This is a genomic window from Streptomyces sp. CC224B, assembly GCF_030010595.1.
In the GTDB taxonomy this organism is placed as follows: domain Bacteria; phylum Actinomycetota; class Actinomycetes; order Streptomycetales; family Streptomycetaceae; genus Streptomyces; species Streptomyces longispororuber.
The window spans coordinates 1-24,210 of the sequence record NZ_JASCXL010000138.1; the positions used below are offsets into that span (position 1 = coordinate 1).

20 protein-coding genes are annotated in these 24,210 nt (G+C 75.1%); 4 read left to right on the plus strand and 16 right to left on the minus strand.

Going from position 1 to position 24,210, the window contains the following annotated elements; genetic code table 11:
* The first annotated feature begins 145 nt into the window (after window positions 1-145).
* Window positions 146-1,015, plus strand: coding sequence for an alpha/beta hydrolase (locus tag QK440_RS35830; RefSeq protein WP_282797442.1), 870 nt, complete (start codon window positions 146-148; stop codon window positions 1,013-1,015).
* A gap of 36 nt (window positions 1,016-1,051) precedes the next feature.
* On the opposite strand, the gene QK440_RS35835 is transcribed toward QK440_RS35830, so the two are convergent.
* Window positions 1,052-2,071: a PHP domain-containing protein gene (locus QK440_RS35835; protein ID WP_282797443.1), complete on the minus strand. Its 1,020-nt coding sequence runs from the start codon at window positions 2,069-2,071 to the stop codon at window positions 1,052-1,054.
* Between the two features lie 28 nt (window positions 2,072-2,099).
* Window positions 2,100-3,491 (minus strand): NADP-dependent succinic semialdehyde dehydrogenase, encoded by a 1,392-nt coding sequence (locus QK440_RS35840; RefSeq protein WP_282797444.1) that lies wholly within the window; start codon window positions 3,489-3,491, stop codon window positions 2,100-2,102.
* Window positions 3,492-3,741: 250 nt separating this feature from the next.
* Between QK440_RS35840 and nadE the strand changes: the two genes are divergently transcribed.
* The gene (nadE, locus tag QK440_RS35845) at window positions 3,742-4,572 is read left to right on the plus strand and encodes an ammonia-dependent NAD(+) synthetase (protein WP_282797445.1); all 831 of its coding nucleotides are present in this window, start codon (window positions 3,742-3,744) and stop codon (window positions 4,570-4,572) included.
* An 80-nt stretch (window positions 4,573-4,652) separates the two neighbouring features.
* Here nadE and QK440_RS35850 read toward each other — a convergent pair whose 3' ends face one another.
* From QK440_RS35850 to QK440_RS35880, 7 genes are all read right to left on the minus strand, one after another.
* On the minus strand, window positions 4,653-5,342 hold the full coding sequence (locus QK440_RS35850; protein WP_282797446.1) for a response regulator transcription factor: 690 nt from the start codon (window positions 5,340-5,342) through the stop codon (window positions 4,653-4,655).
* The gene (locus QK440_RS35855; protein WP_282797447.1) at window positions 5,335-7,389 is read right to left on the minus strand and encodes a sensor histidine kinase; all 2,055 of its coding nucleotides are present in this window, start codon (window positions 7,387-7,389) and stop codon (window positions 5,335-5,337) included. Before QK440_RS35855 ends, QK440_RS35850 begins: the two co-directional genes overlap by 8 nt.
* 808 nt (window positions 7,390-8,197) lie before the next feature.
* Complete coding sequence (locus QK440_RS35860) at window positions 8,198-9,922, minus strand: acyl-CoA dehydrogenase family protein (RefSeq protein WP_282797448.1); 1,725 nt, start codon at window positions 9,920-9,922, stop codon at window positions 8,198-8,200.
* Window positions 9,923-10,065: 143 nt separating this feature from the next.
* Window positions 10,066-10,623 carry a PadR family transcriptional regulator gene (locus QK440_RS35865; RefSeq protein ID WP_282797449.1) on the minus strand — a complete coding sequence of 186 codons (558 nt, stop codon included), beginning with the start codon at window positions 10,621-10,623 and terminating at the stop codon, window positions 10,066-10,068.
* Window positions 10,624-10,766: 143 nt separating this feature from the next.
* Window positions 10,767-11,297: a DoxX family protein gene (locus QK440_RS35870; RefSeq protein ID WP_282797450.1), complete on the minus strand. Its 531-nt coding sequence runs from the start codon at window positions 11,295-11,297 to the stop codon at window positions 10,767-10,769.
* A gap of 66 nt (window positions 11,298-11,363) precedes the next feature.
* Window positions 11,364-11,867 carry a metallophosphoesterase gene (locus QK440_RS35875; RefSeq protein ID WP_282797451.1) on the minus strand — a complete coding sequence of 168 codons (504 nt, stop codon included), beginning with the start codon at window positions 11,865-11,867 and terminating at the stop codon, window positions 11,364-11,366.
* A gap of 245 nt (window positions 11,868-12,112) precedes the next feature.
* Window positions 12,113-12,529 carry a CBS domain-containing protein gene (locus QK440_RS35880; protein WP_282797452.1) on the minus strand — a complete coding sequence of 139 codons (417 nt, stop codon included), beginning with the start codon at window positions 12,527-12,529 and terminating at the stop codon, window positions 12,113-12,115.
* 443 nt (window positions 12,530-12,972) lie between these two features.
* On the opposite strand from QK440_RS35880, the gene QK440_RS35885 reads away from it, so the two are divergent.
* The gene (locus tag QK440_RS35885) at window positions 12,973-13,896 is read left to right on the plus strand and encodes a hypothetical protein (protein WP_282797453.1); all 924 of its coding nucleotides are present in this window, start codon (window positions 12,973-12,975) and stop codon (window positions 13,894-13,896) included.
* A 111-nt stretch (window positions 13,897-14,007) separates the two neighbouring features.
* Here the strand turns inward: QK440_RS35885 and QK440_RS35890 are convergent, their stop codons facing one another.
* The 4 genes from QK440_RS35890 to QK440_RS35905 are packed head-to-tail and all read right to left on the minus strand — an operon-like array spanning window position 14,008 to window position 18,222.
* Entirely contained in the window at window positions 14,008-14,859 is an 852-nt protein-coding gene (locus tag QK440_RS35890; protein ID WP_282797454.1) for a galactosyltransferase-related protein, read from the minus strand.
* Window positions 14,844-16,022 (minus strand): glycosyltransferase, encoded by a 1,179-nt coding sequence (locus QK440_RS35895; protein WP_282797455.1) that lies wholly within the window; start codon window positions 16,020-16,022, stop codon window positions 14,844-14,846. Before QK440_RS35895 ends, QK440_RS35890 begins: the two co-directional genes overlap by 16 nt.
* Entirely contained in the window at window positions 16,019-17,092 is a 1,074-nt protein-coding gene (locus QK440_RS35900; protein WP_282797456.1) for a glycosyltransferase, read from the minus strand. Before QK440_RS35900 ends, QK440_RS35895 begins: the two co-directional genes overlap by 4 nt.
* Entirely contained in the window at window positions 17,089-18,222 is a 1,134-nt protein-coding gene (locus QK440_RS35905; RefSeq protein ID WP_282797457.1) for a glycosyltransferase, read from the minus strand. The genes QK440_RS35900 and QK440_RS35905 overlap by 4 nt, the downstream gene beginning before the upstream one ends.
* 355 nt (window positions 18,223-18,577) lie before the next feature.
* Between QK440_RS35905 and QK440_RS35910 the strand changes: the two genes are divergently transcribed.
* Window positions 18,578-20,125 carry an FAD-dependent oxidoreductase gene (locus QK440_RS35910; protein ID WP_282797458.1) on the plus strand — a complete coding sequence of 516 codons (1,548 nt, stop codon included), beginning with the start codon at window positions 18,578-18,580 and terminating at the stop codon, window positions 20,123-20,125.
* A gap of 39 nt (window positions 20,126-20,164) precedes the next feature.
* Here QK440_RS35910 and glgB read toward each other — a convergent pair whose 3' ends face one another.
* The 3 genes from glgB to QK440_RS35925 all read right to left on the minus strand — a co-directional run.
* On the minus strand, window positions 20,165-22,495 hold the full coding sequence (glgB, locus tag QK440_RS35915; RefSeq protein ID WP_282797461.1) for a 1,4-alpha-glucan branching enzyme: 2,331 nt from the start codon (window positions 22,493-22,495) through the stop codon (window positions 20,165-20,167).
* Between the two features lie 13 nt (window positions 22,496-22,508).
* Window positions 22,509-23,858, minus strand: coding sequence for a maltokinase (locus QK440_RS35920; RefSeq protein ID WP_282797459.1), 1,350 nt, complete (start codon window positions 23,856-23,858; stop codon window positions 22,509-22,511).
* Window positions 23,859-23,871: 13 nt separating this feature from the next.
* Window positions 23,872-24,210: alpha-glucosidase C-terminal domain-containing protein (locus QK440_RS35925; protein ID WP_282797460.1), on the minus strand; the 339-nt coding region annotated here is incomplete at its 5' end.

The window sequence follows — 24,210 nt, forward strand, 5'->3', positions numbered from 1 at the left end:
CCTCCCCCGGGGCCCCCCCCGCCCCCCCCCCCCCGCCCCCCGCGGGGGGGGCGGGCGGCGCCCCCCCCCCCCCCCCCCCCCCCCCGGGGGGGCGGGCCCCCGGGGCCGCGGCCCACCGCCCGTCCCCCGTCAGGAAGGCATCACCATGTCATCGACCACCCCGGACGCCGCGCGCGCCCGTGACCTCGCGCAGGTGGAGCGGGCCAACGCCTCCGGCCGCGTCCCGGTCGTCCTCATCCACGGCCTGTGGCTGCTGCCGACGAGCTGGGACCGGTGGGCCGCCGTCTTCGAGGAGGCCGGTTACACCGCCCTCACCCCGGGCTGGCCGGACGACCCGGAGACGGTCGAGGAGGCCCGGGAGCACCCCGAGGTCTTCGCCGGGAAGGGCGTCGGCCGGGTCGCCGACCACTTCTGCGGCCTCGTCCGGTCCCTGGACCGCGCACCGGTCGTCGTCGGCCACTCCTTCGGCGGCCTGATCACGCAGATCATCGCGGGCCGTGAGCTGTCCCGGGCCTCGGTGGCCATCGACCCGGCACCGTTCCGGGGCGTGCTGCCGCTGCCGCTGTCGTCCCTGCGGGCCGCGCGCCCGGTCCTGGGCAACCCGGCGAACTACCACCGCGCGGTCCCGCTGACGTACGAGCAGTTCCGCTACTCCTTCGCCAACGCGCTCGGCGAGGAGGAGGCCCGCGAGCTGTACGCGGCCTACGCCGTGCCCGCGCCGGGCGAGCCGCTGTTCCAGGCCGCCGCCGCCAACCTCAACCCGTGGACCGAGGTGAGGGTGGACACCGAGGCGGCCGGGCGGGGGCCGCTGCTGATCGTCTCGGGCGAGAAGGACCACACCGTGCCCTTCGCCCTCGCGCACGCCGCGTACAAGAGGCAGCTCCGCAACCGGCACGCCGTCACCGAGTTCGTGGAGATCCCCGGCCGCGGGCACGCGCTGACGATCGACCACGGCTGGCGGGAGGTGGCCGACACCGCCCTCGCCTTCGTACGCCGCTTCGCGGACCCCTCGTGAACCGGTCCCGCGGCCGGTGCGCCCGCCCCGTCGGCGTCAGGGGCGGCGCTCCCCGCGCGTCCACGCCAGTACGTCCTCGGCGGTCCAGGTGGTGACGACGCGCTCCGCCGGTACGCCGCACTCCTCGGCGCGGGCGCAGCCGATGTCCTGCCAGGAGAGCTGCCCGGGCGCGTGGGCGTCGGTGTCGACGGCGAACAGGGTCCCGGCGTCGACCGCCCGGCGCAGCAGCCGCCGGGGCGGGTCCTTCCGCTCGGGCCTGCTGTTGATCTCCACGGCGGTGCCGGACTCGGCGCAGGCGGCGAAGACGGCGTCGGCGTCGAAGGTGGACTCCGGGCGGCCCCGGCCGGTGACCAGGCGGCCGGTGCAGTGGCCGAGGACGTCGGCGTGCGGGTTGCGGACGGCCTTGATCATGCGGCGGGTCATGGCGCGGGCGTCCATGCGCAGCTTGGAGTGGACGGAGACGACCACGACGTCGAGCCGGGCGAGGAGTTCGGGCTCCTGGTCCAGGCCGCCGTCCTCCAGGATGTCGCACTCGATGCCGGTGAGCAGCCGGAACGGCGCCCAGGTCTCGTTGAGCCTGGCCACCACGCGCAGCTGCTCGCGCAGCCGGTCGGGCGACAGGCCGCGCGCGATGGTCAGGCGGGGCGAGTGGTCGGTGAGGACGGCCCACTCGTGGCCGACGTCGGCGGCGGCCCGGCCCATCTCCTCGATGGGGCTGCCGCCGTCGGACCAGTCGGAGTGCAGGTGGCAGTCGCCGCGCAGCAGGGCGCGCAGCTCCTCGCCCCCGGACACCAGCGGCTTCTCGTCCTCCTCCTCCAGGTGGGCGAGGTAGCCGGGCACGCCGCCGTCGAGGGCCTCGCGCACCACCTGGCCCGTCTTGGGACCGATGCCCTTGAGCGTCTCCAGGGTGCCCGCCCGGACGCGCTCGGCCAGCTCGTCCGGGGACAGGGCGGCGACGGTGGCGGCCGCGGTGCGGAAGGCGCGCACCCGGTAGGTGGGGGCCCGGCCGCGCTCCAGCAGGAAGGCGATCCGGTTCAGCGCCTCGACCGGCTCCATGGGTGCCACCTGCCGTTCTCCGGGGCGTTCACGCGCCGTGCCACACGGTGGTGGCGTTGCAGAACTCCTTGATGCCGTGGCCCGACAGCTCGCGGCCGTAGCCGGAGCGCTTGACGCCGCCGAAGGGGAAGGCGGGGTGCGAGGCGGTCATGCCGTTGAAGTAGACGCCGCCCGCCTGGAGGTCGCGCACGAACCGCTCCTGCTCGGCCGTGTCCCGCGTCCAGACGTTGGAACTCAGGCCGAACGGCGTGTCGTTGGCGAGGGCGAGGGCCTCGTCGAGGTCCGCGGCGCGGTACACCGTGGCCACCGGGCCGAAGGTCTCCTCGCGGTGGATGCGCATCTCGGGTGTGATGCCGGTCAGGACGGTCGGCTCGTAGTAGAACCCCCGTTCCAGGCTCTTGGGCCGCTGTCCGCCGCAGACGGCGGTGGCTCCGCGGCGTACGGCGTCGTCGACGAGTTCCTCCAGGTCGGCGCGCCCCTGCTCGCTGGAGAGCGGGCCGACGTCGGTGTTCTCGTCCGTCGGGTCGCCGATGGTCAGCTCCCGCATGCCCGCGGCGAAGCGCTCCAGGAAGGCGTCGTACACCTCACGGTGCACGATGAAGCGCTTGGCGGCGATGCAGGACTGCCCGGCGTTCTGCGTCCGGGCCGTGACGGCGGTGCGCGCGGCGGCGTCCACGTCGGCCGAGGGCATCACGACGTAGGGGTCGCTGCCGCCCAGTTCGAGGACGGTCTTCTTGATCTCGTCGCCGGCGATCGCGGCGACCGAGCGGCCCGCGCCCTCGCTGCCGGTGAGGGTGGCGGCGGCGACCCGCTCGTCGCGCAGGATGTCCTCGATGGCGCCGGAGCCGACGAGCAGGGTCTGGAAGCAGCCCTCGTCGTAGCCCGCGCGGCGGAACAGGTCCTCCAGGTACAGGGCGGTCTGCGGCACGTTCGAGGCGTGCTTGAGCAGGCCGACGTTGCCCGCCATCAGGGCGGGCGCGGCGAACCGCACCACCTGCCAGAGCGGGAAGTTCCACGGCATCACGGCGAGGACCACGCCGAGGGGGCGGTGGCGGACGTAGGCGCGGGCCGCGCCGGAGTCCCGTACGTCGTCCTGCCCGGGGTGCTCGTCGGCGAGCAGGGCCTCGGCGTGCTCGGCGTACCAGCGCATGGCCTTGGCGCACTTCGCGGCCTCGGCCCGGGCGGCCGTGACGGGCTTGCCCATCTCCGTGGTGATGGTGCGGGCGACCGCGTCGGCGTCCTCGTCGAGGAGGTCGGCCGCGCGGCGCAGCAGGGCCGCGCGCTCGTCGAAGCCGGTGGTGCGGTAGCGGTCGAAGGCCTCGGTGGCGCGGCGCAGCCGCGCCTCGACCTCGTCGGCGCCGAGCGGCTCGAAGGTCCGCTCGGTCTCGCCGGTCGCCGGGTTCACCGTCGCGATGGGCATGCGTCCGCCTCCTTGTGCACCTCTTCCGACCTTGGCGCGTCACGCGCGGCGGCGCAACGCAGGACCTGCCGCGTACCCGCCCCCGGCGCGGTCATGCCCGGCCCGGGGACACCGCTCTGACCTGGGGCGGGGCCGGGGTGGCGGGCGGCTCGGCAGGGTCGGGCGCGGGGTGCCTGGGTAGGGTGGGCGAAGGGCGGGTACGAGGACCGCCCACGACCGTACGCGTACGAATCCGACATCAGGAGCTGACGTGAGCCAGCCGGCGTCCATCGCCCAGCAGCAGGAGATAGCCCGGGAACTCCAGGTTGCCCCGACCTTCGACGCCGAGCGGGAGATCGAGCGCCGGGTGGCCTTCCTCACCGAGCGGCTGACCAGCACCGGGCTGCGCTCCCTGGTGCTCGGCATCAGTGGCGGCGTCGACTCCACGACGGCGGGCCGGCTGTGCCAGCTCGCCGTGGAGCGGGCGCGGGCTGCCGGGCACGAGGCCCGGTTCCACGCGATGCGGCTGCCGTACGGGGTGCAGGCCGACGAGCACGACGCGCAGCTCGCGCTCTCCTTCATCCGGCCCGACCACGTGCTGACGGTGGACGTCAAGCCCGCGAGCGACGCCGCCCTGGAGGCCGCGCTTGCCGGTGGTGTGACCTTCCGCGACGCCCGCCACCAGGACTTCGTACAGGGCAACATCAAGGCCCGGCAGCGCATGATCGCGCAGTACGCGGTGGCCGGCGCGTACGACGGCCTGGTCGTGGGCACCGACCACGCCGCCGAGGCGGTCTCCGGCTTCTTCACCAAGTTCGGCGACGGCGCCGCCGACCTGGTGCCGCTGACGGGCCTGACCAAGCGCCGGGTGCGTGCCGTGGCGGACGCCCTCGGCGCGCCCGCCGAGCTGGTGTGGAAGGTGCCGACGGCCGATCTGGAGAGCCTCGACCCGGGCAAGACCGACGAGGACGCGCTGGGCGTCACCTACGACGAGATCGACGACTTCCTGGAGGGCAAGCCGGTCGACGAGGACGTCTTCGAGACGATCGTCCGCCGCTACCGCCTCACCGACCACAAGCGCCAACTGCCGATCGCGCCGTGAGGCCGTGACCGCCGCGCCGCCACGCCGCCGCGCCGCCGCGTTCGTGGCGCCCTCCGGCCGGGCCCCGTGTCTCAGAGGGGTCAGGCCGGGGTGTGGCGCAGGTAGGCGAGGACGGCGCTGACCCGGCGGTGGAGCTGTGGTATCTCGGCGAGGCCCAGCTTGGCGAAGGTGGAGTTGACGTGCTTCTCGACCGTCGACTCGGACAGGCTCAGGGACTCGGCGATGGCGCGGTTGGTCTTGCCCTCGGCCATCTGCCGCAGGACGTCCAGTTCCCTGCGGGTGAGGTGGGACAGCGGCGCGTCGGCGGCCCGCGCGTGGCTGCCGATGAGCACCTCCACGATGCGCGGGTCGACGACGGAGCGCCCGGCGGTCACCTCGTGCAGGGCGCGGAGGAGTTCGTCGACCTCGCCGATGCGTTCCTTGAGGAGGTAGGCGAGGCCGTTGGTGCCGCACCGGAAGAGGTCGAAGGCGTAGTTCTCGTTGGCGTGCTGGGACAGGACGACGACGCCGATGCCGGGGTGGGCGGCGCGGATGGCGTGGGCGGCGGTGATGCCCTCGGTGTGGTGGCCGGGCGGCATGCGGATGTCGGCGATCACGACGTCCGGGAGGAGCCGCCCGACGGCGTCGAGCAGCTCGGTGGCCGTGCCGACGGCGGCGAGGACGCGGACCTCGCCGGTGTCCTCCAGGAGCCGCCGGGTGCCTTCGCGCACCAGGTAGTGGTCCTCGGCGATGACGAGGCGCAGCGGGGTGGTGCCGGGGGGTTCAGGCACGGGTCTCCTCCCTGGCGCGTTCGGGGAGCCGGGCGCGGATGACGGTGCCGTGGCCGGCGCGGCTGGTGATGGTGAGCTCGCCGCCGACGGCCTCGGTGCGGTCGCGCATGCCGGTGAGGCCCGAGCCGTGGGTGGTGGCCGTGGGGAAGCCCTTGCCGTCGTCGGCGACCTCCACCTGGAGGCGGCCGTCGGCGTGGGTCATGCGGACGGTGACGTGGCCGGCGCCCGCGTGCTTGAGGACGTTGGTCAGGGCCTCGGAGACCAGGTAGAAGGCGGACTCCTCGATGTCGAGGGCGAAGCGCTCGTCGGTCAGCGGCTCCTCGCTGTGGACGGTGACGGGGATGGGCATGCGGCGGGCGCAGGAGGTCACGGCGGCGACGAGCCCCTGGTCGGTGAGGATCGGCGGGTGGATGCCGTGGGCGAGTTCCCGCAGGTCGTCGATGACGTGGTAGGCGTCGTCCTGCACCTCGGTGAGGGCGGCGTCGATGTCGCCGCCGCGGTGCAGGCGGTTGCGGGCGAGGGCGAGCTTGGCGACGAGGGCGACGAGTTCCTGCTGGATGCCGTCGTGCAGGCGGCGTTCGATGCGGCGCCGCTCGGTGTCCTGCGCGTGCACGATACGGGCGCGGGACGCGGCGAGTTCGACGGCCTGGCGCTGCGTCTCGCGGGCGTGCGCGGACAGTTCGGCGGCGAGGCGGACGTTGTGCACGGCCAGGGCCGCGGACCGGGCGAGGGTCTCCCCGATGTCGTGGTCGTCCGGGGTGCGGCGGCCCCCGGCCTTGGGGCCGTACTCGATGACGCCGAGGGCGTCGTCCCCGTAGAGGAGCGGGTACTGCGCCGCGGGCCGTTCGCCGGGCGGCGGCCGGCCCGCCTCGGCGGTGGACACGGGCAGCCCGGCGCCGCCGAGCCGGACGCGCACCCACCGCAGGTTGAGGCCGTCGCGCAGGCCGGTGGCGAGCCGCGGGGCGAGCCGGTCGAGGTCGTAGGCGTGCTCCAGGGCGGCGCTGAACTGGACGAGCAGTCCGAACCTGCTCAGGCGGCGGCCGAACACCCGCCGCTCGGCCAGGGTGTTGAGCCGTGCGCGCAGCGGCTGGAACAGGGCGGTGGCGACGACGGCGACCGGCAGGGACAGGCCGACGGGGAAGTACAGGTCGGCGGTGAGCCCGAGCGTCAGGGCCATGCCGAGGTACCAGCTGTTGATGATGATCCACAGGGAGCCGTAGACGGCGGAGCGGCGCAGGACGATGTCGACGCCGAGCAGCCGGTGGCGGAAGGAGGCGTAGACGAGCGTGACGGAGATCGTCACGTAGGGCAGGGCTCCGAGGAGGGCGCCGATGAAGTAGAGGGCGCCGTGTTCGCCCTGCCAGCTACGGAAGAGGCGGGCGGAGCCTCGGGCCAGGAACACGGCGGCGCCGAGGGCGGCGAACGGCAGCAGCGCGGTGACGTCGGGCCGGTCCGCGGCCCGGGCGCGCAGGCAGCGCAGGACGAGGAGGGCGGCGCCGACGCCGGGCAGCCAGGCCTCGGGGTGGTAGGCCACGACGTAGTAGACGGTGCGGTACGACATACCCGTGCAGGGCAGCAGGACCGGCAGTGCGAGCAGGCCCCACAGGGCGTTCAGGACGCGGCGTTCGTAGCGGAAGAGGTGGCGGCCGTCCGGCAGCAGGGCGATCAGCCGCACGACGAGGATGCTCACGATCAGGTTGCACACCTGGTTGAGCATCTGGAGGAAGAGGTTCAGCGGTGCGCGGACGCCGGCGGGCTCGGGGCGCAGGTGCCAGCCCAGCTCCTGGCTCAGCAGTGTGGTGGTGTGGCGGGCCGCGGCGGCCACGCACAGCCAGGTGCCGACGAGCAGCAGGCGGCGGGCGACGGGGCTGGCCGGGGCGTGCCACCAGATGATGAGGCCCCCGAAGAAGCACGGCACGACGGATCCGAGGACCCACGGCAGGACGAAGCGGTTCTCCAGTTGCGTCGTCCCGATCAGCGTCGCCCACAGCAGGCACGCTCCCCCGCCGGCGGCGACGAGGTGCATCCCCCCGCTTCTCCCAGCCACGGCCGCATTATCGAGGGCCGCCGCGACGGGCGTCCAGGGAAGTAATCCTCCGCCGCGACTGGCGGAAAACCTCCAGTGGGTTCGGGGGGTGACCGGGTGCCGCGGCAGGCCCCGGACGGAGAACACTCTGAGGGCGATCGGCGGCGGGCCTGTCCCAAGGACGGAGGGGTTCCGCGAGCCGGGGGGAACGGGGGACGGTCATGTGTCGTTGCGCACCGGCGCTGCTCGGCCGGGTGACGGGGGACGGAGCGCGGCCGTACGGGGGCGGCCACGCCCCGGTACCGGCCTCATGGGGAGTGGCGCGCGGCGGTGCTCGCCGGCTCCGCCGCACGGGTGCGCGCCGCGGGCCTCCGCCGTTCCTCCCCGTGTCCTTCCGCGGGCCCGCGCCTGCGGCCCGCCGCCGGTCTCCCGCACTTGCGTCCGTGTTCCGCGCGGACGCGCGACGGTCGCCCGACCTGTGGTCGGTCTCTCCTCCCGACCGCTGAGGGGGCGGCCCGGGGGGGGGGGGGGCCCCCCCCGGCGCGGGGCGGGGGGGCCGCCCGGGGGGGGGGGCGGCGGGGGGGGGCGGCCCCCCCCCCCCCCCCCGGGGGCGGCCTCGGGCGGGGTGGCGGGGGGCGCCCCCCCGCCGCACACCGACCGCCGGGCGGGACCGCTCCACGCCTCCGCCCGCCCGGCCGGCCCGGGCCCCGCGGTCTTCGCCCTGCCGCGGGGCCCGGGCGTTCACCGCGCCGGCGCGGGGGCAGGGCGTCCGGTGGCGCGCGGTCAGGACGTCCGGCGGCGCGTGGTCAGGGCACCCGGCGGCGCGGGCTCACGGCGCCATCTCGTACGCGCCGGCCAGTGCCTCCACGCGCTCCCAGACGCGCGCGGAGCGGGCCTCGTCGACGACGGGGCGGCGCACCGCGCCGAGCGCCCAGCTCTGCTGGTCCGCGGTGGCGGAGTCCTTGCCGTGCAGCTCGACGGCGTACGCGGAGAAGTCGCGGACGAGGACGGCGAAGAGCTCGTCGAGCACGTCCTCGTCCAGGCCGGTCAGGCGTGCCTGCTCCAGGATCAGCTGGCCGTGCACCACCAGCGCGAAGAGCTGGCCGACGGCGAGGAGGAGGTCGAGGTCGCGGCTCTGCTCCTCGTCGGGCGCGGCCGTGGTGACGAACGCGCAGAGCGCGTCGGCCTGTTCGCGGAAGCGGGCGACGTTGGGCACCCCGGCGTAGGCGTCGTAGGCGGTGCGCCAGTCGTGGAAGCGGATGGAGCCGAGGCCCCGGGCCGGTCCCTGCCGGAAGAGGAAGGTGTCGTCGGCCGCGTCGGGGCGGGGCGGCACGGGCGGGTACTCGGCCGGGTTCAGCAGGTGGTTGCCCATGAACTTCAGGATGAGGGCGAGGTTGACGTGGACCGTGCCCTCCAGCTTGGGCAGGCTGCGGATCTCCGTGGCGGCCTGGGCGAAGTAGGTGTCCTTCTCGAAGCCCTTGGCCGCGATGACGTCCCACATGAGGTCGATGACCTTCTCGCCCTCGGTGGTGACCTTCATCTTCGTCATGGGGTTGAAGAGGAGGTAGCGCCGGTCGTCGGGCCCCGCGGAGCGGAAGTAGTCCACGGCGCGGTCGCTGAACAGCTTCATCCCGACGAGGCGGACGTAGGCGTCGGTCAGCTCGCGGCGCACGTGCGGGAAGGCGGTGACGGGGCGGCCGTAGAGGATGCGGTGGTGGGCGTGGGTGACGGCCTCGTACATCGCGTGCTCGCAGATGCCGATCGAGGCGGTGCAGAGGTTGAACTTCCCGACGTTGACGGTGTTCAGGGCGGCGTCGAAGGCGGCGCGGCCGGTGTGCAGGACGTCCTCCGCGGCCACCGGGTAGCTCTCCAGGCGGAACTCGCTGACGTACTTGGAGGAGTCCACGACGTTCTTGACGACGTGGTACGCCTCGTGGCGGCTGTCGGCGGCGAAGAAGACGTAGCCGTCGGGGCCCTCGACGTCGGTGCGGCGGCCGAAGACGGAGACGAGGCCGGCGGCGTTGCCGTTGCCGATGTAGTACTTCGAGCCGGTGGCGCGGAAGCCGCCGCTGCCGTCGGGTTCGAGCAGCATGTCGGTGGAGTAGATGTCGGCGCCGTGGGTCTTCTCGGACAGGCCGAAGGCGAACACCTCGCCCTGGTCGAGGAGTTCGGCGGCGCGGGCGCGGGCGGCGGCGTTGTCGCTCTGCCAGACCGGTCCGAGGCCGAGGATGGTGACCTGCCAGGCGTACCAGTAGTCGAGCCCGTAGAAGCCGAAGATCTCGTTGAGCGCGGCGATCCGGGCGGTGTCCCAGCGCTTGTCCGCCTGCCCGTCCGCGGCCTGTGCCGCCGGGGTGAGGAAGGTCGCGAACAGGCCCTCCCCGGCGGCGAACGCGAGGAAGTCGGCGAGCCAGGCGCGGGAGCGGTAGTCCTCGATCAGCCGGCGCTTGCCGCGCGTCTCGAACCAGTCGACGGTCGCGCGCAGCAGCCTGCGGGTCTCGGGGTCGAACTGCGTCGGGTCGTAGGTGTGCGGGTGGAACAGCAGCGGGTCCGCCACGGTGGTGTGCCTTTCCGGCTCGGGGGGTGGGGCTGAGGGAGGTGAAGTGAGGGCTTGAGGGGGCTCGGGTACGCGGGGCCGGCGCGGGCGCGGCGTGCCGCCGGGGGCTTCGCCGACGGGCGGGGCCGGAGTCGCGCTCCGGGTCAGCGCGGGGAGCCGAGCCGTCGGAGCTTGGCCAGCACGTCGTCGAGCCAGTCGAGCGTCATCCGCTCGTACGCGATGCCGCCGCGCAGGACGACGTGCTGGAGCTGCTGCCCGGCGTCGAGGGTGCCGGGCGCCTCGGGCCCGGTGAAGTCGCGCCGCTCCCCCGCGAGGTAGCGCGCGAGCCGGTCGGCGTGCGCCTGGCGGTACCGCTCGACCTCGTGGACGAGGGCGGCGGGCTCGTCGAAGGCCGCGGCGCGGATCTTCACGGCGAGCTCGTGCCGGACGGTCTCGGGCTCGATCGGCTCGTGCAGCCACGCGGTGAGCGCGGCCCGGCCGGGAGCGGCGACGGAGTACTCCTTCTTGTCCGGCCGGTCGTCCTGCGCGACCTCGCGGACGTCGATCCAGCCGTCGCCCTCCATGCGCTTGAGGACGCGGTAGATCTGCTGGTGCGTGGCGGCCCAGAAGTAGCCGATGGACCGGTCGAACCGCCGGGCCAGCTCGTAGCCGGAGCCGGGTTTCTCCAGCAGGGAGACGAGGATCGCGTGGTCGAGCGCCATGCCCGCATCCTGGTATGCAACTCGTTGCATAGACAAGCGGAGACGCCCAGGTGAGACACGGCTCACCTGGGCGTCTCCGCTGTGGTGGGGGCGCGGCGGCCCCCGTTGTCCGCGGCTCCGGCGAGAGGGCCGGGGCCCGGTGGTCAGGCGGCGGGCAGCCGGTCGCGCACGGTGTCCGCGGCGGAGCGGGCCGCGGACACGGACGCCTGGGCCCGCTTGCCCGCGGAGCGGCGGGCGTCCCGCGCGGCGTGGCGGGTCCGGTAGGCCACGGAGGGCTTGCCGTGCGTGTCGGCCGCGGCGATGAGCAGGCCGCCGAAGAGGGACAGGTTCTTCAGGAACTGCGCGCGCTGCGCGGCGCGCTGCTCCTTGTCCTCCTCCTTCCACCAGGCGTGCCCGGCCAGCGTGGTGGGCACCAGCGTCCCGGCGAGGGCCAGGGCCGAAAGCCGGGGGAAGCGGCCGAGGGACAGCAGCAGCCCGGCCCCCACCTGCACCGCCGCGTTGAGGCGCACCAGCTCCTCCGGGTCCTCGGGCAGTCCCGGCACGCGTTGGGCCAGGGGCACCACGACGGGTTCGGCCGCCGGTGCCACGTGCTCCGGCGCCTGGAGATGCTTGATGCCGCTCGTGACGAACACGGACGCGAGCATGGGACGGGCGATCTTCCTGAGAATCGGCATACAGCCCGCGTTCCCCGGTCGGCCCGCGGCCACACCGCCCGTGCTCCGCTTGCCGGAACGCGCCGGTCAGCGCCTGGGCGGCAACCGGTGCAGCGTGACGTCGCGCAGCGCGCCGGCGTCGGCGGTGAGGGTGAGGTACGTGCAGAAGGGCTGCCGCCTGCGGTCGGTGGGCGAGCCGGGGTTGAGCAGCCGCAGCCCGCCGGGGGCCCGTGTGTCCCAGGGGATGTGGCTGTGTCCGAAGACGAGCACGTCCAGGTCGGGGAAGCGTTCGGCGCACCGCCGCTCACGCCCGGTGGCCGCTCCGGTCTCGTGCACGGCGCCGAACCGCAGCCCGGCCAGCTCCACCCGGGCGACCTCGGGGAGCCGCCGGCGCAGACCCGGGCCGTCGTTGTTGCCGTACACGGCGACCAGGCGGCGCGACCGGGCCTCGAACAGGTCGAGCGTGGCCTCGTCGATCCAGTCGCCCGCGTGGAAGACCACGTCCGCCTCGTCCATGGCGGCCAGGAGGGCGTCCGGCAGGCGCTTCGCCCGGGCGGGCACGTGCGTGTCGGAGGTGAGCAGCAGCCGCATGGGGTCAGCGTAGGCCAGGCCGGACGTCCCGGCCGCGCGCGGTGCGGGCCGCGCCGGGCCGTGGGCGCCGGCGACGACCCGCCGGAGAAGGATCCCGTACGCGTGCCGGTGGACCGGCTCGGGGACGGCATGCCGCGGCCCGTGCCGGGTGTTACGGCACGGGCCGCGTGGCGGGGCGTCGTCGGTCGGTCGATGGGTGGGCCAGTCGATCAGTGGGCTGGTCGGCCAGTGGGTCGGTCGGCCGGTCAGTCGGTCGACAGCGCCTGGACCAGGTCGCCGACCTTGGGGTCGGGCAGGGAGCGGGCGACGTCGGCCAGGGCCACCATGCCGACCAGGTCGTGCCCGTCGATCACGGGCAGCCGCCGGACCTTGTGCGCGGTCATCGTGCGCAGGATCTCCTCCGCGTCGTCGTCGGCGCCGATGGTGACGGCCTCGCCCTGCGCCAGGTCGCCCGCCGGACAGGACGCCGGGTCCTTGCCCGCGCCGAGGACCTTCACCACGACGTCGCGGTCGGTCAGCACGCCCTTGAGCTTGTTGTCGGTGCCGCAGATGGGCAGCGCGCCGACCCCGAGGTCCTTCATCTTCCGGGCGGCGTCGAGCACCGTCTCCTCCGCGCCGACGCACTGAGCCCCGCCGGTCATGATGTCGCGTGCCTTGGTCATCACAGAGTCCTCTCACTCGGTACGGACGCGAGCCGTTCCGCCGGTGGCGGGCCCGCTCTTCGGTGGACGTGGTCACGTGTTCCCTGTGATCGCACGGGGTAACGAGGCCCGGCCGGTACAACTCGAATGCTTCGGGCCCGGCGGCGGGCACGGCCCGGTGGCCTCACGGGCACGCGTCCGCCCGCGGCCCCGCTCCCCCGGAACGCCGGGCCCGGGGGCCGCCCGCTCCACCCGGTCGGCGCAGGCCGGCGGCCCTCCGGAGTGCCGCGCGCCCGTGCGCCGGTGAGGCTGGGCGGTGAGCGCCGGGCACCGTGTCGCGGGCGGGAGAGGCCGGTTCGGTTCGGTGAGGCTTGAGTCGGTGAGACGTGAGTCGGTGAGACGTGAGTCGGTGAGACGTGAGTCGGTGAGACCTGAGTCGGTGAGGCCTGAGGACGAGGGGGCGTATGCGGCGTAAGGGCGCCGGGCGTGACGCGGAAGCCGATGTGGAGGCCGTGCTCGACGAGCTCTACACGACGCCGCCGCCCGGCTTCGTGGCCCGGCGGGACGAGTTGGCCGCCGCGGCCAAGGCGGACGGGCGGGCCGAGGACGCCCGGCGCGTCCGTGCCGCCCGCCGCCCCACCCTCGCGGCCTGGGCGGCGAACCTCCTGCTGCGCTCCCGCCCCGAGGACAGCCGGCAGTTCCTGGAGCTGGGGCAGGGGTTGCGGGAGGCGTACCGGACCTTGGACGCCGACGGGCTGCGGGAGTTCTCGGCCCAGCGGCGGCGGCTGGTCGCCGCGCTGGCCCGGCAGGCGGCGGAGCTGGCGCAGGAGGCCGGTCACCGGCTCTCGGCCGCGGCGCTGCAGGACGTCGAGGCCACGCTGCACGCCGTGCTCGCCGATCCGGACGCGGCCGAGCGGTGGGCCGCCGGGCGCCTGCACACCGCGCTCACGCCGCCGTCGGAGTTCCCTTCGGGCCTGGAGCGGGCGGGCGCCACTCCCCCGGAGCCCGCGCGGCGCCCGGGGACGCGGCGGCCCGCGCCCGCGAAGGACGAGCTCGCCGAACGCCGCAGGGCCCGCCAGGAGGAACTCGCCCGGGCCGAGGAAGCCGCGCAGGCGGCGGACCGGCGGTTGCGGGCCCACCAGGTGGAGCACGCCGACGCCGAGGAGGCCGCGCGCCGGGCCGGGGCCCGCCACGACGAGGTCGCCGAGGACGTCTCCGCCGCCGAGGAGCACCTCAAGCGCCTGCGCGCCGAACTGCACCAGGCCGAGGCGGCGCGACGGGAGGCCAAGGAGCGGCAGCGGACCGCCGCGGAGGCCCTCGACCGGGCCGGGGAGGAAGCACGCCGCGCGGCGCGGGAGGCGAAGCGGCTCGCGGCTCGGGCACGGTGACCCGGCTCGCGGCTCGGGCACGGTGACCCGCTGGTGGCGCACCCCGGCGGGCGGCGGAGCCGCGCCCGGCCACCGGCCCGCGGTCCCGAGCGGCGGGCCGCGCGGCCACGGTCACCGGCCGCCCGAAACTCCCTGCGGGACGTCGCCGGTTCGGTGCCAGGTGTCGGTGCGGGGGTCGTGCGTGACCAGGCCGCGGCGGGCGAACTCGTGCAGCCAGCCCTCCATGGGCCAGCTGCCCCAGCGGTCCTTGTAGATCCTCCCGTTGCGCAGGATGTCGTCGATGTGCTCCACCGGGGGTCTGCTCACCGGGTGGTACTGGTGGTACGCGGGAGCGCCCCCGACCCACCACAGCTCCACCCCGCCGGCGGCGGCGGTGCGGGCGAAGTCGGTGTCCTCGCCGCCGTACCCGGTGTAGTCCTCGCAGAACCCGCCGACAGCGCGCCAGGTGGCGGCGGTCAGCGCGAACGAGAGGGACCAGAACAGCCGGTGGTCGCCGTCCCTGATCACCTCCGTGTCACCGGGGACCGGGCGGCCCGGGTGCGGGGGCGCGAGGGCGGGCAGGGTGCCCAGCCGGTAGCCGTCCGGGGGCGGAGGCGGCAGATAGGCCACCGTGCCGCACAGCAGCGCGCCGTCGGCGGCGGTCCGGGCGTAGCGGGCGAGCAGGTCCGGGCCGGGGACGCAGTCGACGTCGAGGAAGATCAGGAGGTCCGCTCCGGCGTCCAGGGCGCGCCGCGCCCCGGCGTTGCGCGCGGCGGCCAGGGGCAGGCACCCGTCGGCGCCGGTGGGGACGGACACCGTCCCGGCGGTGGGCCGCCTGCCCGCGAGCACGCTCCGCGCGCCCGGGTCGTCCATGGTCACCACCACGTAGTGGTCGGGCTGCCGGGTCCCGGCGGCCAGGCCGTCCTGCTGGAGCCGGAGGTGGCGGTGGCGGCCCGCGACCAGGGTGATCACCGCGACGCGCATGCCGTCTCCCGTCCGTGCGGGGCCGCGGCAAGCCGCTCCAGGAGGCGTGCGGCGCGCCGGGCCCCGTCGCCGGGGGCCCACAGGGCCCAGCGGTCGCCGGGGCGGCGCGCCGTCCGGTCGAGGAGCGTCTGCCACTCCTCCGGGTCGGGCCAGTTGGTCCGTACGGTCGCGAGTCCGGCGGCCGCCAACGCCCGGGCGGTGGCGTGCTGTTCGCCGTGGGGGCGGTCCTGCGGGATGACGACGGCCGGGGTGCGGGCGGCGGCGCACTCGGCGATCGCGTTCTGCCCGGCGTGCGTGACCACGGCGTCGGCCCGGCACAGCAGCGGCCACGGGTCGTCGGTCCACCGGCCTTCCGGGCCGCCCAGGAACGTCCAGGTCCAGCCGGTGGTGCTGTCGGCGGCCTTGCGGAGCGCGGCGGCGTCGACGTCGGTGCCGCCCGCGCCGAGCAGCACGACGACCTCGCGGCGGCCGTCGGCGGGGCGGGTCGCGGGGACCCGGGCGCGGCCGTCGTAGCGGGAGAACGCGCCGGTGTGCAGGGTCTTCTCGCGCCAGTGGCTCGGCCAGTCCGGCTCCGGCGCCGCGTCGGGCCAGGGCGCGAGCAGCGCGTCGGCCAGGTCGTAGCCGAGGCGGTGGGCGGGGTCGGAGCGGTCGCCGCGCATCGCGGCGACGGCCACCGGGACCCCCATCAGCCGTGCCAGGAGGGCGACTTCGACGGAGACGTCGCTGACGAACAGCCGGGGCCCGGTCCGCGTGACCCAGGCGGCGATCGCTCCCATGCGGTCGCGCAGGCCGGGGTGGTGGCGGGGCACCCAGTGCAGCCTGCCGCGCGCGGTCGGGTCGGCGCCGGACGGCGGGGCCGGGACGACCGGGGCACCAGGGAGGGCCGGGACGCTTGGGGCGGCCGGGACACCGGCGAGCCCCGTGCCCCCACGCGCCTCCCCGTACGCACCCGCGCCCGCATCCGCGTACGCGCCCGCACCCGCGCCTGTGTCCCCGTACGCCTCCCCGCCCGTGTCCAGCGGCAGCCGGACCCAGTCCCCCGGCCACTCGGCGGGGCGGGGAAGGGAGGAGAAGCCGGTGACGGGCAGGCGGAGGTGGCGGGCCACGCAGACGGCCCGGTGCAGATGGCCGCGCCCCTGGTGGTGCACGTAGTAGCCGATCACGCGGCGGCCACCTCCCGGTACAGGGAGACGTAGCGGTCGGTCATGGCGTCCACGGAGCAGAACCGCTCGGCGCGGCGCCGGGCGGCGCGGCGGTCGAGGCGGGTGACGGGTTCGACGAGGTCGGCCAGGGCGGCGGCGTCCTCCGGCGGGGCGAGCGCGCCGCACTCCGGCGTGAGGATCTCGCCCAGGGCGCCGCGGTCGGTGCCGCACACGGGGGTGCCGCAGGACAGCGCCTCGGCGACGGTCAGCCCGTAGGGCTCGTCCCAGCAGGGCGTGACCAGGGCGGCCGCGGCGCTGCCCACCAGGCGGGCCAGGTCGCGGCAGCCGAGGTGGCCGACGTAGGTGATGTCCTCGTCGAGGAGCGGGGCCACGCGCTCGGCGAAGTAGGCCTGGTCGCCGACGGGCCCGGCCAGGCGCAGCGGGCGGCCGGCCTTGCGGGCCGCCTCGATGGCCAGGTGGGGCCCCTTCTCCGGCACGATGCGGCCGAACCACACCAGGTGCCGGCCGCCGGGCCCCTCGGGCCACCGCTCGGTGTCGACGCCGTTGTGGACGACGCGGGCGGCGGGCACGAGGTGGCTCCAGGCGGTGGCGGTGTGCGCGCTGACGGCGGTGAACGTCACCGGGCAGGTGTCGTGCGACTGGACGGCCGACTCCAGCCACGGGGTGGGCGGGGTGTGCAGGGTCGTCACGACCGGGGTCGGGACCGCCGGGGCCATGGCCACGGGCAGGTAGTGCAGGCTGTTGTTGTGGACGACGTCGAAGCGGCGCCCGTCGCCGTGCGCGAGGTCCAGCATGAGGCGCAGGTAGGCGTGGTGCTCCTGCATCCAGGTGGCGTCCGGCATGGAGACGTCGGAGCGCGCGGCGGCGCTCAACGCCGGGCGGTGGACGGGCAGTTCGACGACGTCCAGGTCCGGGTCGGAGCCGGGCGCGGCGAACAGCTCGACGTGGTGGCCGCGTTCCTTGAGCGCGTGGGCGAGCGTCCAGGTGTGGGCTTCCAGTCCCCCGGCGAACGGCTCCCGTACCGGGAAGCGGGCGGACGCGACGAGGGCGATGCGCAGCGGCCCCGTCATGCCATGAGCTCGCGGTACAGCGTCTGGTGGGCCGTGGCGACCCGGGCGCGTTCGGCGGCGCGGTCCGCCTGGTCGGCGCGCCAGTGCGGCCGGGTGCGGTGGGCCTCGCGGACGGCGTCGCCCAGGGACTCCTCGTCCAGGCCGTCCCGCTGGGTGTGGCCGTAGGTGAGGCAGGGGCGCTGCTCGGCGTAGAAGCCGCAGGAGGGGGCGGCGACGGCGGTGCCGAGGTCGTGGCACGCCTCCAGCCACCCGGAGTGGGTGCCGAAGGTGTAGGGCAGCACGGACAGGTCGAGTCCGGAGAGGTAGTCCCACAGCTCGTCGTCGTCGAAGTAGTCGTGCTCGCGCAGGCGCAGCAGACCGCTGTCGGCGAAGGACCGCAGTTCGGCGAGGACGTCCGGGGCGTAGGCGTGCGCGTCGGGGTCGCCCACCTCGTGGTGGATGTTGACGTGCAGCTCCGCGTCGGGCAGTTCGGCCACGGTCTTGGCGAGGACGCGCACGACCGGCAGGAGCGACATGTTCGGGCGCAGGCTCTTGGCGTGCACGCCCACGCGGAAGCCCGGGTGCGGCGGGCGCGGGCGCAGCAGGCGGGGCCGCTCCACGACGTGGGGGTGCGGCAGGACCGTCGCCGCCCGGTTCCAGCGGCGCTCGATCTCCCGGGCCGCGCCGGGGGTCAGCGTGATGAGGCGGTCCGCCGCCGGGACGAGGACGTCGAGGGCCGCGTCGTGGGGGCGGGGGTCGCTCTGGTGGGGGTTGCGCAGGTCGTGGACGGTGTACACGAGCGGCTTGCCGTGCCGCCGCAGGGCCGCGACGAGCGACTCCAGCTCGCGCGGCCCCTGGGCGTCGAACCCGAAGTGCAGGTGGAAGACGTCGAAGTCCTCGTGGTGCGCGTCCACCCAGCCGGGGTCCAGCATGACCGGTGGCCACCACCGCTGGGACGTGCTCGGCGCCCCGTTGGGCCGCGGGTCGGTGAGCCGGACGACGTCGGGCGCGACCCGCTCGTCGGCGCAGTGCCGGACGTAGACGTGACCGGCGGGCACCGATGCCACGCGTATCGGGGACGCCGCGCGCGTCGGGCCTGCGGCCGTCGTGCCGCCGCTCCGCGGGGTGGACGCGGTCCTCTGGTCTTCCATGGCCGTGGTGCTCCTGCCTCTGGTGCACGTGCTACAGGTGCCGCTCTGGCCTGACGGCGCCTCCCGTGTCCCTCCCGTATCTCCCCGAATGTCTGTTCCTAACCTGGCACGCACAGTGACGCCCACCTCCGTCCACAGTGCCCCACTCTGCCCCATAAGCACCTTTTGCATACCCTGAGGGGAAGATCACGTGCGGGGTCGTCCCCTGGCCCGCTCCCCCGCCCGGAGCCACCGCCGCCGGGTTAGCCGGAGGGGCCGGGGGAACCCGCACGTCCATGAACGTTGAGACCAGGGAGACCGCCATGGCTGCCGCACCCCGTACCCGGACGGCCCCGGACACCGCCGCGGAACCGGCATGACGACGACACCCGGCCCGCTGCCGGGCCGCCCCGAGTCGTACTGGATGGACACCACCGAGGCGACGTCGTACCCGACGCTGACCGAGGACATCGAGGTGGACGTCGCCGTGGTCGGCGGCGGCATCGCCGGGCTCAGCACGGCGTGGGAACTGGCCCGCGCCGGGCACAGCGTGGCCGTCCTGGAGGCCGACCGCGTCGCCGCGGGCGTGACGGGCTACACCACCGCCAAGGTGTCGTCGCTGCACATGCTCGTGTACGACAGGCTGCGCCGCACCCGCGGGCCGGAGGCCGCCCGCCTGTACGCCCGGTCCCAGCAGGGGGCCGTCGAGCGCGTGGCGGCCGTCAGCGCCGAACTCGGCATCGACTGCGACCTGGAGCGCACGCCCGCCTACACCTACACCACCCGCGCCGAGGGCACCGACGAGCTGCGCGCCGAGGCCGAGGCCGCCCGCGAGGCCGGACTCCCCGCCGCGTACACCGAGACGACCGACCTGCCCTTCGCCGTGGCGGGCGCGGTCCGGGTGGAGGACCAGGCGCAGTTCCACCCGCGCGCCTATCTGCTGGCGCTCGTCGAGGACCTCGTGGCCCGGGGCGGCGTCGTCCACGAGCGCACCCGGGTGACCGGTCTGAAGGAGGGCACCCCCTGCCGGGTGACCACCGAGTCCGGGCGCACGGTCACCGCCCGGGACGTCGTCGTGGCCACGCACTACCCGGTGTTCGACCGCGCGCTGCTGTTCGCGCGCCTGTCGCCGAACCGGGAGCTCGTCGTCGCCGCGCCGCTCGCCCCGGGCCAGGACCCGCGCGGGATGTACATCACACAGGAGGAGGGGAAGCGCTCGGTGCGCACCTCTCCGTACGGCGACGGCGAGCGGCTCCTGATCGTCACCGGCGAGGGCTTCACGCCGGGCACGGGCGACCCCGCCGCCGGGTTCCGGTCCCTCGACGCGTGGATGCGCGAGCGGTTCGACGTCGGGGAGACGGCCTACCGCTGGGCGGCGCAGGACAACAGCGTGACCGACGACGTGCCCTTCGTCGGCCCCTTCCACCCGGGCGCCCGCCACACCTACGTGGCCACGGGGTTCGGCGGCTGGGGCATGAGCGGCGGCGTGATGTCCGGGACGCTCCTCGCCGGGCTGATCCAGGGTGACAAGCCCGAGTGGGCCGACCTGTACGACCCGCGCCGGCTGCTGAAGACCGTGAAGGAGGTGCCGTCGCTGCTCGGCGTGCAGGCCGAGGTCGCCAAGCACTTCGTCGGGGACCGGCTGCGCCCCTCGCACGTCGACTCCGTGGACGAGATCGCCCCGGGGTCGGGGGCCGTGGTGCGCGTCGAGGGGCGCCGCTGCGCGGTCCACCGCGACAAGGCCGGCGCGCTGCACGCGGTCTCCGCTCGCTGTACGCACCTGGGTTGCCTGGTCGCCTTCAACGACGCGGAGGAGACGTGGGAGTGCCCCTGCCACGGCTCCCGGTTCACCCCCGACGGCTCGGTGCTCCAGGGTCCGGCGACGCGTCCCCTGGAGCCGCGGAAGCTGCCCGGGGAGGAGTGAGCCCGCCCCGGGGTGGACCACCGCCGGGGCGGCGGCGGTTCACCCCGGGCGCAGCCACACCGTGGCCAGCGGCGGCAGGGTCAGCCGCAGGCTCGCCGGGCGGCCGTGCGCCCCCTCGGGCCCGGGCCGGAGCCGGCCGGGGTTGCGCACGTCGCTGCCGCCGTAGCGGGCCGCGTCGGTGTTGAGCGCCTCCACCCAGGCGGGCACGGTGTCCGGCACGCCGATCCGGTAGTCGTGGCGGACCACCGGGGAGAAGTTGCAGACGGCGAGCAGCGGGGTGCCGTCCGCGGCGAAGCGCAGGAAGGCCACCATGTTGTCCCCGGCCGCGTCCGGCGTGATCCAGGAGAAGCCCGCCGGTACGGTGTCCTGCTCCCACAGGGCGGGGGTGTCGCGGTACTGGTGGTTGAGGTCCTGCACCAGCCGCAGCACGCCCTCGTGGTCGCCGCGCGCCGGGTAGGACGGGTCGAGGAGCCCCCAGTGCAGGCCCTCCTCCGGCGACCACTCGGCGCCCTGGGCGAACTCCTGGCCCATGAACAGGAGTTGCTTGCCGGGGTGGGCCCACATGAAGCCGAGGTAGGCACGGTGGTTGGCGCGCCGCTGCCACCAGTCACCGGGCGTCTTGGAGACCAGCGACTGCTTGCCGTGCACCACTTCGTCGTGCGACAGGGGCAGCACGTAGTTCTCGCTGTACGCGTACACCATGGCGAAGGTCAGTTCGTTGTGGTGGTACGCGCGGTGCACCGGGTCGCGCGCGATGTACTCCAGGGTGTCGTGGGACCAGCCCATGTTCCATTTCAGGCCGAAGCCGAGGCCGCCGAAGCCGCCGTGGCCGATGTGGTGGGTGGGCCGGGTCACCCCGTCCCACGCGGTCGACTCCTCGGCGATGGTGACCACGCCGGGGCAGCGCCGGTAGACGGTGGCGTTCATCTCCTGGAGGAACGCCACGGCGTCCAGGTTCTCCCGGCCGCCGGAGGCGTTGGGCGCCCACCGGCCCTCGTCGCGGGAGTAGTCGAGGTAGAGCATGGAGGCGACCGCGTCCACGCGCAGGCCGTCGACGTGGAACTCCTCGCACCAGTAGAGGGCGTTGGCGACGAGGAAGTTGCGCACCTCGCGGCGTCCGTAGTCGAAGATGAGGGTGCCCCAGTCGGGGTGTTCGGCCCGCCGCGGGTCCTGCGGCTCGTACAGGTGCTCCCCGTCGAAGGCCGCGAGCGCCCAGTTGTCCTTGGGGAAGTGCGCCGGGACCCAGTCCAGGATCACGCCGACGCCCGCCTGGTGCAGCGTGTCGACGAGGTGGCGGAAGTCGTCGGGGGTGCCGAGCCGCGCGGTCGGCGCGTAGAAGCCGGTGACCTGGTAGCCCCAGGAGCCGCCGAAGGGGTGCTCGGCCACCGGCAGGAACTCCACATGGGTGAAGCCCGCGCCGCGGACGTAGTCCGTCAGCTCCCCGGCGAGTTCGCGGTAGGTCAGGCCCGGCCGCCAGGAGGCGAGGTGGACCTCGTACACCGAGAAGGGCGCCCGCGCCACGGGACGGTCCCCGCGGTGGGCCATCCACTCGTCGTCGCCCCACGCGTAGGACGAGGACGCGGTGACGACGGAAGCGGTCGCGGGCGGCACCTCCGTGGCGCGGGCCATGGGGTCCGCGCGCAGCGTGCGGGTGCCGTCGCGGCGGGCGATGTCGAACTTGTAGAGCGCCCCCTCCCCGATGCCGGGCAGGAACAGCTCCCAGACGCCGCAGGAGCCCAGCGACCGCATCGGGTGGGCGGTGCCGTCCCAGTACGTGAAGTCACCGGCGACCCGCACGCCGAGCGCGTTGGGCGCCCACACCGTGAACCGGGTCCCGGCGACGCCCTGGTGGGTCATCGGGTGCGCGCCCAGCGCCCGCCAGAGCTGCTCGTGCCGGCCCTCGCCGATGAGGTGCAGGTCGAGCTCGCCGAGGGCGGGCAGGAAGCGGTAGGGGTCCTGGACGGTGAGGTCCTGTCCTTCGTACGTGACGCGCAGCTCGTAGGCGGGGACGGCGGCGAGCGGCAGCACGCCGGAGAACAGGCCGCCGCCCGTGTCCCGCAGCCGCACGGCGCGCCCTTCGGTGAGGACCGTCACCGCCTGGGCGTGCGGGCGCAGGGCGACGAAGGCGACCCCGCCGGGCACCGGGTGGGCGCCGAGCACGGCGTGCGGGTCGTGGTGCGTGCCCGCCAGCAGGCGCGCGCGGTCCTGCTCGTCGAGGGGGGCCGGGGGCACGGACCCGTCGCGGGCGGCGGGCCGGGGCCTGGCGGCGGTCCGGGCGGTGGCGGGCGGTGCCCGCAGGGTGGTGACGGGTCCTGCGTCGGGTGCTTCGGTGGCGTCCACGGGGTGCGGCTCTCCTTCGCGGGTCGGGATGGCGGTGGCGGGTCTACCGGCCCTCCGCCCCTTCGGCGAGGCGGGCGATGGCCGCCATCGGGACCGGCAGCCACTCGGGGCGGTGCCGGGCTTCGTAGAGCGCTTCGTACACCGCGCGGTCCGTCTCGTAGGCGCGCAGGAGTGCGGCCTCGTCGCGCGGGTCCCACCCGGACGCGGCGGCGTACCCCGCGCAGTAGGCGTCCCGCCACGGGCGCACCCACTGGGGCCGCCAGGGGCGGCGGGTGTGCACGGCGTAGTCGAAGGACCGGAGCATGCCCGCGACGTCGCGCACGGGGCTCTGGGTGCAGCGGCGTTCGGCGAGCAGCCGGGCCGGTTCGCCCTCGAAGTCGATGAGGAACCAGCGGTCCCCGGCCTGGAGCACCTGGCCGAGGTGCAGATCGCCGTGGACCCGCTGGGGCGGCCGCCGCAGCCCGCTTTCGGCGACGGTGCCGTACGCGGCCATCAGCCGGGACACGTACGGGCCGAGCGCGGTGACCTGGCGCGCGGTGGCGCGCAGGCGCTCGGTCATGGCGGCGGCGAGCCTGCCGCCCTCGTCCGGGTCCGGGGGGCCGGGCTCGAAGGCCTGGGCCAGGGCCAGGTGCACCTCGGCGGTGGCCCGGCCCAGTTCGTACGACTCGTCGGTGAAGTCCTCCCCGGAGTCCAGGGCGCGCAGGGCGAGGGTCCAGCCGTCCGTCGCGCCGCCCAGGAACGGCTGGAGCACGCCGAGCGTCGCGCCGCGGGGCTCCGTGGTCCAGAACCAGGCGACGGGGGCGGGCACGCGGCGGCAGCCCTCCCGGGCCAGGGCCTGGGTCACCTCCAGGTCCGGGTTGACCCCGAACTGGATGCGGCGGAACAGCTTGAGGATGAAGGACTCCCCGTACACCAGCGAGGTGTTGGACTGCTCCCCTTCAAGCAGCCGTGGCGCGAGTCCGGACGGCACCCGGGTGCGCGTGTCCCGGGCGAAGCGCAGCGGGCCCGCCGAGCCCGGGACGCGCAGCCGCTCCAGGAGCAGCCCCGCCGAACGGGGGTCGAGCAGCGCGTCGTACACCACGAGTCCCGCCAGCGGTCCCGCGCCGGGGCGGCCGATGACGGCGTGGTGCAGCCGCGCCGGCACGTGGTCGCCGACGCCGAGGACGAGCTGGTAGCAGTCCTCGCGCGGGCCGGTGCGCCCGGTGCACACCAGCACGTGCAGGCACCCCGGGTGCAGCTCGGTCATCGACACCACGGCCAGCTCGGTGAGGGGCAGGTCCTTGCCCGCGAACCACCGCTGCCGCGGCAGCCACTCCCGGAGGAGTCCGGCCAGCGAGGTCAGCAGCGACGGAGGGCTGAGGCCGTCGGGTGACGGGAGGGTGGTGTTCAGCATGCGACACGTCCCTTCAAAGTCGCACGGGGGGCGCGGCCGGACGTCGTGGGGGCTCGGTCAGGCGGAACCAGTAGAAACCGTGACCCGCCAGGGTCAGCAGATAGGGCAGGTCGCCGATGGCGGGGAAGGAGACCCCGCCGAGCAGCTCCACCGGGTGGCGGCCCCGGTGGGCGCCGAGGTTCAGCTCCGTCGGCTGCGCGAAGCGGGAGAAGTTGTTGACGCACAGGACCAGGTCGTTCCCGTGCTCCCGCAGGAAGGCGAGGACCGCCGGGTTGGACGAGGGCAGTTCGGTGTAGGAGCCGAGGCCGAAGGCGGGGTTCTGCTTGCGGATCTCGATCATGCGCCGGGTCCA